The following is a 7,701-nucleotide window of genomic DNA, read 5'->3' on the forward strand; positions in this document are numbered from 1 at the left end:
CCCCCCCCCCCCCCCCCCCCCCCCCCCCCCCCCCCCCCGTCCGGTCCCGGTCCCGCCGGCGCCGCGCCCTCCCGTGGCGCCCTGATCCCCCTCTGTCGGCGCCACCTGCCACAATTGCCGCGCAACCTGAAGCGGAGAAGGCGGTACGGGATCGTGACGACACCCGGGTCCAGCGGAGCCAACGCAGTGGGATCCATCGAAGGCAGGATCGCCGAGGAGCTCGGCGTACGGGAGCGGCAGGTGAAGGCCGCGGTGGAGCTGCTCGACGGCGGTTCGACGGTGCCCTTCATCGCCCGCTACCGCAAGGAAGCGACCGAGATGCTCGACGACGCGCAGCTGCGCACGCTCGAGGAGCGGCTGCGCTACCTGCGGGAGCTGGAGGACCGGCGCACGGCGATCCTCGACTCGGTGCGCGAGCAGGGCAAGCTGACGCCGGAGGTCGAGGCGCAGCTCCGCGGTGCGGAGACGAAGGCGCGCCTGGAGGACATCTACCTGCCGTTCAAGCCGAAGCGGCGCACCAAGGCGCAGATCGCCCGTGAGGCGGGCCTGGAGCCGCTCGCGGAGGGTCTGCTGGGCGATCCGTCCGTCGAGCCCCTCGCGGCGGCCACGGCCTTCGTCGACGCGGACAAGGGGGTCGCCGATCCGCAGGCCGCCCTCGACGGCGCCCGGGCGATCCTCACGGAGCGGTTCTCCGAGGACGCCGACCTGATCGGCGAGCTGCGTGAGCGGATGTGGGTGCGCGGACGGCTGGCCGCCAGGGTGCGGGAGGGCAAGGAGGAGGCGGGCGCCAAGTTCGCCGACTACTTCGACTTCGCCGAGCCCTTCACGGACCTGCCCTCGCACCGGATCCTCGCCATGCTGCGCGGCGAGAAGGAGGAGGTCCTCGACCTCGTCCTGGAGCCCGAGGAGCCCACGGACGGCCCGTCCTCGTACGAGGGGGTCGTCGCCCACCGCTTCGGCATCGCCGACCGGGGACGTCCCGCCGACAAGTGGCTGAAGGACACGGTGCGCTGGGCCTGGCGCACGCGCATCCTCGTGCACCTGGGCATCGACGTGCGGCTGAGGCTGCGCACGGCCGCCGAGGACGAGGCGGTGGGCGTGTTCGCGGCGAACCTGCGCGACCTGCTGCTCGCCGCCCCGGCGGGTACCCGCGCCACCCTCGGCCTCGACCCGGGCTTCCGTACGGGGGTGAAGGTGGCCGTGGTCGACGAGACCGGCAAGGTCGTCGCCACCGACGTGATCCACCCGCACGTCCCCGCCAACCGGTGGGACGAGGCGATCGCCAAGCTCGCGCGCCTGGCGAAGGAGCACGCGGTCGAGCTGGTCGCGATCGGCAACGGCACGGCGTCCCGCGAGACCGACAAGCTCGCCGGTGAGCTGATCACCAAGCACCCGGAGCTGAAGCTCACCAAGGTGATGGTGTCCGAGGCGGGCGCGTCGGTGTACTCGGCCTCCGCGTTCGCCTCGCAGGAGCTGCCCGGCATGGACGTGTCGCTGCGCGGTGCCGTCTCGATCGCCCGCCGGCTCCAGGACCCGCTGGCCGAGCTGGTGAAGATCGACCCGAAGTCGATCGGCGTCGGCCAGTACCAGCACGACCTGTCCGAGGTGAAGCTGTCGCGCTCGCTGGACGCGGTGGTCGAGGACTGTGTGAACGGCGTCGGCGTGGACGTGAACACGGCCTCCGCCCCGCTGCTCTCCCGCGTCTCCGGCATCACCTCCGGCCTCGCGGAGAACATCGTGGCGCACCGCGACACGAACGGCCCCTTCTCCTCCCGCACCGAGCTGAAGAAGGTCTCCCGGCTCGGCCCCAAGGCGTACGAGCAGTGCGCGGGCTTCCTGCGGATCCGGGGCGGCGCCGACCCGCTGGACGCCTCCAGCGTGCACCCGGAGGCGTACCCGGTGGTGCGCCGGATGGTGAAGACGACCGGTGGCGAGGTCGCCTCGCTGGTCGGGAACACGGGCGTGCTGCGCTCCCTGCGGCCGGACGACTTCGTGGACGACAAGTTCGGTCTGCCGACCGTGACGGACATCCTCAAGGAGCTGGAGAAGCCGGGGCGCGACCCGCGTCCCGCCTTCAAGACGGCCGTGTTCAAGGAGGGCGTCGAGAAGATCGGTGACCTGACGTCCGGGATGGTGCTGGAGGGCGTCGTCACCAACGTCGCGGCCTTCGGCGCGTTCGTCGACGTCGGCGTGCACCAGGACGGCCTCGTGCACGTCTCCGCGATGTCGAGGACGTTCGTCAAGGACCCGCGGGACGTGGTGAAGCCGGGCGACATCGTCAAGGTGAAGGTGCTGGACGTCGACATCCCGCGCAAGCGCATCTCGCTGACGCTGCGGCTGGACGACGAGGCCGCACCGCAGGGCCAGGGACAGGGACAGGGACAGGGGCAGTCCTCCGGTGGGCGCCCGCAGCGTGGCGGACGGCCGCCCCAGCAGCGTCAGGGCCGTGGTGGCGGGGGCGGGGGCGGATCGCGCCAGGCGGCGCCGCCCGCCAACAGCGCGATGGCCGACGCGCTGCGCCGCGCCGGTCTGGTCGATCCGAAGAAGGGCCGGCGCTGAGACGTCCGGGCCCGCACTCCGGCTCGTCGCCGGGGTGCGGGTCCGGACGTGCCGGCTAACGCTCGGTCACCTTGCCGGCCGCCACCTCCAGGCGGCGCGTGGTGCGGACCGCGTCCAGCATCCGCCGGTCGTGCGTCACGAGCAGCAGCGTGCCCTCGTACGAGTCCAGCGCCGACTCCAGCTGCTCGATGGCCGGGAGGTCGAGGTGGTTGGTCGGCTCGTCCAGGACCAGCAGGTTGACGCCGCGGCCCTGGAGCAGGGCCAGCGCCGCGCGGGTGCGCTCGCCCGGGGAGAGGGTCGCCGCGGACCGCAGCACGTGCTCGGACCTGAGGCCGAACTTCGCCAGCAGGGTGCGGACCTCGACGGGCTCCGTGTCGGGCACCGCCGCGCGGAACGCGTCGAGCAGCGACTCCGAGCCGTGGAACAGCCGGCGGGCCTGGTCCACCTCGCCCACCACCACCCCGGAGCCGAGCGCCGCATGGCCCGCGGCCGGCGGTACGCGGCCCAGCAGGACGCCGAGCAGCGTGGACTTGCCCGCGCCGTTGGCGCCCGTGACGACGATCCGGTCCGCCCAGTCGATCTGCAGGGTGACGGGGCCGAGCACGAAGTCGCCGTGCCGCACCTCGGCCTCGCGCAGGGCGGCGACCACGGCGCCGGAGCGCGGCGCCGCCGCGATCTCCATGCGCAGCTCCCACTCCTTGCGCGGCTCCTCGACCACGTCGAGCCGTTCGATCATGCGCTGGGTCTGCCGGGCCTTCGCGGCCTGTTTCTCGCTCGCCTCGCTGCGGAACTTGCGGCCGATCTTGTCGTTGTCGCCGCCCGCCCTGCGCCGCGCGTTCTTGACGCCCTTGTCCATCCAGGCGCGCTGCATCTGCGCACGCCCCTCGAGCGCGGTCCTCCTGTCGGCGTACTCCTCGTAGTCGTCACGGGCGTGCCGGCGCGCCACCTCCCGCTCCTCCAGGTAGGCCTCGTAACCGCCGCCGTAGAGGTTGACCGCGTGCTGCGCGAGGTCCAGTTCGAGCACCTTGGTGGCCGTACGGGCGAGGAACTCGCGGTCGTGGCTGACCACGACGGTCCCGCCGCGCAGCCCCGCGACGAACCTCTCCAGCCGCTCCAGGCCGTCCAGGTCGAGGTCGTTGGTCGGCTCGTCCAGCAGGAACACGTCGTAGCGGGAGAGCAGCAGGGAGGCGAGCTGCGCGCGGGCCGCCTGGCCGCCGGAGAGCGAGGTCATCGGCTGGTCGAGACCGATGCCCAGGTTCAGCGAGCCGGCCACCTCCTCGGCCCGTTCGTCGAGGTCGGCGCCGCCCAGGCCGAGCCAGCGCTCCAGCGCGGCGGCGTACGCGTCGTCCGCGCCCGGCGCGCCGTCGACGAGCGCCTGGGTCGTCTCGTCCATCCGCCGCTGCGCCTCGGCCACGCCGGTGCGGCGGGCCAGGAACTCCCGCACGCTCTCGCCCGGCCGCCGGTCCGGCTCCTGGGGCAGGTGGCCCACGGTCGCGGTGGGCGGGGAGAGGCGCAGTTCGCCCTGGTCCGGGGCGAGCAGCCCGGCGAGCAGGCGCAGCAGGGTGGACTTGCCCGCGCCGTTGGCTCCGACGAGACCGATCACGTCGCCGGGCGCGACGACGAGGTCGAGTCCGGTGAAGAGCGAGCGGTCGCCGTGGCCGGCGGCGAGGTTCTTGGCGACGAGGGTGGCAGTCATCAGGGAGCCGATCCTAATGACTGCCGCCCCCAGGGCGCTCCCGGTGCCTTCCCGCGGCGGCGTACGGAGCCGGCGGGGGCCGTGCCCCTCAGTGCGGCACGGCCTCCACCAGCACGCTCCCCGACGACCGTGCGACCAGGAACGACGCCCCTGCGGAGACCTTCGCGTCCAGCGCGATGCGGTGCCGGCCGGCCGGCAGGGTGCCGTCGAAGATCTCGTGGGTGCGGGCGCGGGAGAGCCGGTCGAGCCGGTACGCGGTCAGCCGCACCCGGCAGGTGGAGGTGACCTCGAGGCCCGCCTCGCCGCCGGCGACGACCAGCCGGACCAGGCGGCGGCGTTCCGGCGGGCGGCGGTCCAGCGCGTGCTCGATCTGGGCCACCAGCAGGGGGACGATCGGGGCGAGCCCGTCGACGTACGCGACGTCGGCCCCGGCGTGTTCGAACGAGCGCCGTACCGAGTCTCGTTCCTCCGGGTCCACGGTCTGCCCGAAGGCCACCGCGCCGTAGGTGCGCAGCTCGTCGGCGGTCACACCGGCGGCGTCCCGGGTGATCTCGGCGCCGATGCCGATGGTGCGCAGCGCGGCGGCGAGCCGGGCGAGGACGGCGACACGGGCGCCGATGAGGAGCACCCGGCGACTCGCGGGGTCCTCGGGGAGCCCGGCGAGCAGGGACCCCAGGGCGTCGCGGTACTCGTCGCCCCGGAAGCGGAACGGCCCTATGCCGTGGTACCCGTTCAGCTCCAGGTCGGCCTCCGCCCGTGTCTGCCAGGCGAAGTCGCGCCACACGTAGTCGTCGCCGTGCCGCTCGATGACCGCGGTGACGGCCCCGCAGGCGAGGTCCTCGCACTCGGGGCAGCCGTATATGACGTACCGTCCGCCGGACAGCGGGGCGTCGGCCTCCAGCAGCAGGCCGCGCACGTGCTCGGTGAAGATGGCGGGCGGGACGTCGGAGGCGAGCGGGGAGACGGCGTCGAGGTCGGAGAGCTGGAACAGCAGCGGGCGGCCGTCGACGATGAAGTCCACGAAGTCCCGGTGCACCTGGTAGTCACCGTTGGCGAGGACGCCGCCGGCGCGCATGGCCGGTGCCAGGCCGAAGGTCGCGTACTCGGCATACTCGGCAAGCATGGAGTGAGTATCCCCAGAGCGGGACCGATGTGAGCACGGCATGACATATTCCGCTACCGGCGTCGTGGCCGGGACCGGTGTCGGCGGCCCGGCCCGAGGAGGCGGGCGTACGCCTGGACGAAGGGGCACGCGGCGGGGCGCGGCTGGACGACGGGCAGGTGGCGGCGGCCTCACGAAAGGGCCGGCCCCGGGCGGAAGTCGCCCGGGGCCGGCCTGCTCCTGGTACTGGTGCGGGGGGACCCGCCGATCAGTGCTTGCCGATCGGGTCGCCTTCCGTCTCCGTGCCCGGCCCGGGGCCGATCCGGAGCTCGAACTCGCCGTCGTACCGCTTGTGCCCCTCGATCACGGCGAGTTCGACGGCCTCCCCGGCCATCTCCTCACGCACGATCACCGGGTCCTTGCGCAGATCGCGCATGAGGGCGACGCACATGCCGATCATCACCAGGACGAACGGCGCCGCGGCGAGGATGGTGAGGTTCTGCAGTCCGGTGAGCGCGTCGCCCTGACCGCTGCCGACGAGCAGCATGATCGCGGCGACGGCGCCGGTCAGCATGCCCCAGAACACGACGACGAACCGGCCGGGCTCCAGCGCGCCCTTCTGCGACAGCGTGCCCATCACGATGGAGGCGGCGTCGGCGCCGGAGACGAAGAAGATGCCGACCAGGATCATCACCAGCAGGCTGGTGAGCGTGGCGGCGGGGTACTCCTGCAGCACGGAGAAGAGACGGCCCTCGGCGCTGGTGTCGTCGCCGAGCGCGCCCCGCTCCTCCAGCTTCATGGCCGTACCGCCGAAGACGGCGAACCAGATCAGGCTGACCGTGCTCGGCACCAGGATGACGCCGCCGACGAACTGGCGGATGGTGCGGCCGCGGCTGATGCGGGCGATGAACATGCCGACGAAGGGCGTCCAGGAGATCCACCACGCCCAGTAGAAGACCGTCCAGCCGCTCAGCCAGTCCGCGACGCCCTCGCCGCCGGAGGCCTCGGTGCGGCCGGCCAGGTCGGCCAGGTCGCCGACGTAGGCGAAGACCGAGGTGGGGAGCAGGTCGAGGACGACGATGGTCGGCCCGACGAGGAACACGAACACGGCGAGCACCAGCGCCAGCACCATGTTGGTGTTGGACAGCCACTGGATGCCCTTCTCCACACCGGACACCGCCGAGGCGACGAAGGCCAGGGTGAGGACGGCGATGATGACGACGAGCAGTCCGGTGCCGGCCGTCTCCATCCAGTTCAGCTTCTCGACGCCGGAGCCGATCTGCAGGGCGCCGAGGCCGAGGGAGGCGGCGGAGCCGAAGACGGTGGCGATGATCGCGAGGCTGTCGATGACCCGGCCCCAGCCGCCGTTGGCGTGCTGCTCGCCGATGAGCGGCGTGAACACGGCGCTGATGGTCTGGCGGCGGCGCTTGCGGAACGTGCTGTACGCGATGGCGAGACCGACCACCGCGTAGATCGCCCACGGGTGCAGCGTCCAGTGGAAGAGGGTGGTCGCCATCGCCGTCTCCATGCGCTCCCCGGACGATCCCGGGTCGGTGCCCGGCGGGGCGTCGACGTAGTGCGAGAGCGGCTCGCTGACGCCGTAGAACATCAGACCGATGCCCATGCCGGCGCTGAACATCATCGCCACCCAGGAGACCGTGCGGAACTCCGGCTCCTCCCCCTCCGCGCCCAGCCGGATCCGGCCGTAGCGGCTGACGGCCAGCCAGAGGGCGAACACCACGAAGGCGGAGGCGGCCAGGATGAAGGCCCAGCCGCCGTTGTGGATGAGGCCGCCGAGCATGTTGTCCGACACGCTCGTCAGCGAGTCGGTCGCGATGGCGCCCCACAGCACGAAGGCCAGGGTGAGCGCGGCCGTCACGCCGAACACGATGCGGTCCGTCTGCGGCCGCCCGTCACCGACGAGGCCCGCTTCCGATCCCGGGAACGCACCCCCCTCCCGGTAGCTGGGTGTCCGGTGCTCTTCATGCGTCACAGGCTGAACCTTTCCCCGATGGCTGGAACGGAGCTACTCCTTCCCCGGTTGGGCCCGAACACATGTGGGGTGCTTCCCAACTGTGTCCGTACCGTGTCCGATTCCAGGTTTCGTGGACGGCCTCAGGGACGCGGCTCCGTGCGCACCGTGCCCTGTTCGCCCACCGGACGGCTCGCCAGTTCCGAGGCGAGTTCCGAGACGTACATGCGCAGCTCGGCGTCGGCCGCGGCGTGCTCGGACGCGTTCACCGCGGTGCCCTCTCGCGTCCGGCACGGGGTCCGGGCGGCGTCGTGGCGCGCCTCGGCGGGCACGGCGGCGGACCCGGCGCGCCGTTCACCGCTCCCGGGCGGC

General features: G+C 72.7%; 4 protein-coding genes and 1 pseudogene. 1 reads left to right on the forward strand and 4 read right to left on the reverse strand.

Annotated features, from left to right (window positions below; genetic code table 11):
• Positions 1 to 153: 153 nt before the first annotated feature.
• Positions 154 to 2,559, forward strand: a complete 2,406-nt coding sequence (locus UW392_RS42425) for a Tex family protein (protein WP_320780632.1) — start codon at positions 154 to 156, stop codon at positions 2,557 to 2,559.
• Between the two features lie 55 nt (positions 2,560 to 2,614).
• Here the strand turns inward: UW392_RS42425 and UW392_RS42430 are convergent, their stop codons facing one another.
• The 4 genes and pseudogenes from UW392_RS42430 to UW392_RS42445 all read right to left on the reverse strand — a co-directional run.
• A complete protein-coding gene (locus tag UW392_RS42430; protein WP_320780633.1) occupies positions 2,615 to 4,255 on the reverse strand; it encodes an ABC-F family ATP-binding cassette domain-containing protein in 1,641 nt (546 codons plus the stop codon).
• Positions 4,256 to 4,343: 88 nt separating this feature from the next.
• Complete coding sequence (locus tag UW392_RS42435) at positions 4,344 to 5,378, reverse strand: oxidoreductase (protein ID WP_320780634.1); 1,035 nt, start codon at positions 5,376 to 5,378, stop codon at positions 4,344 to 4,346.
• Positions 5,379 to 5,625: 247 nt separating this feature from the next.
• Positions 5,626 to 7,350, reverse strand: coding sequence for a BCCT family transporter (locus tag UW392_RS42440; RefSeq protein ID WP_320780635.1), 1,725 nt, complete (start codon positions 7,348 to 7,350; stop codon positions 5,626 to 5,628).
• Positions 7,351 to 7,472: 122 nt separating this feature from the next.
• Positions 7,473 to 7,701, reverse strand: a pseudogene (locus UW392_RS42445) (hypothetical protein); the annotation flags it as partial.

It is taken from the genome of Streptomyces sp. CRN 30, assembly GCF_034105845.1.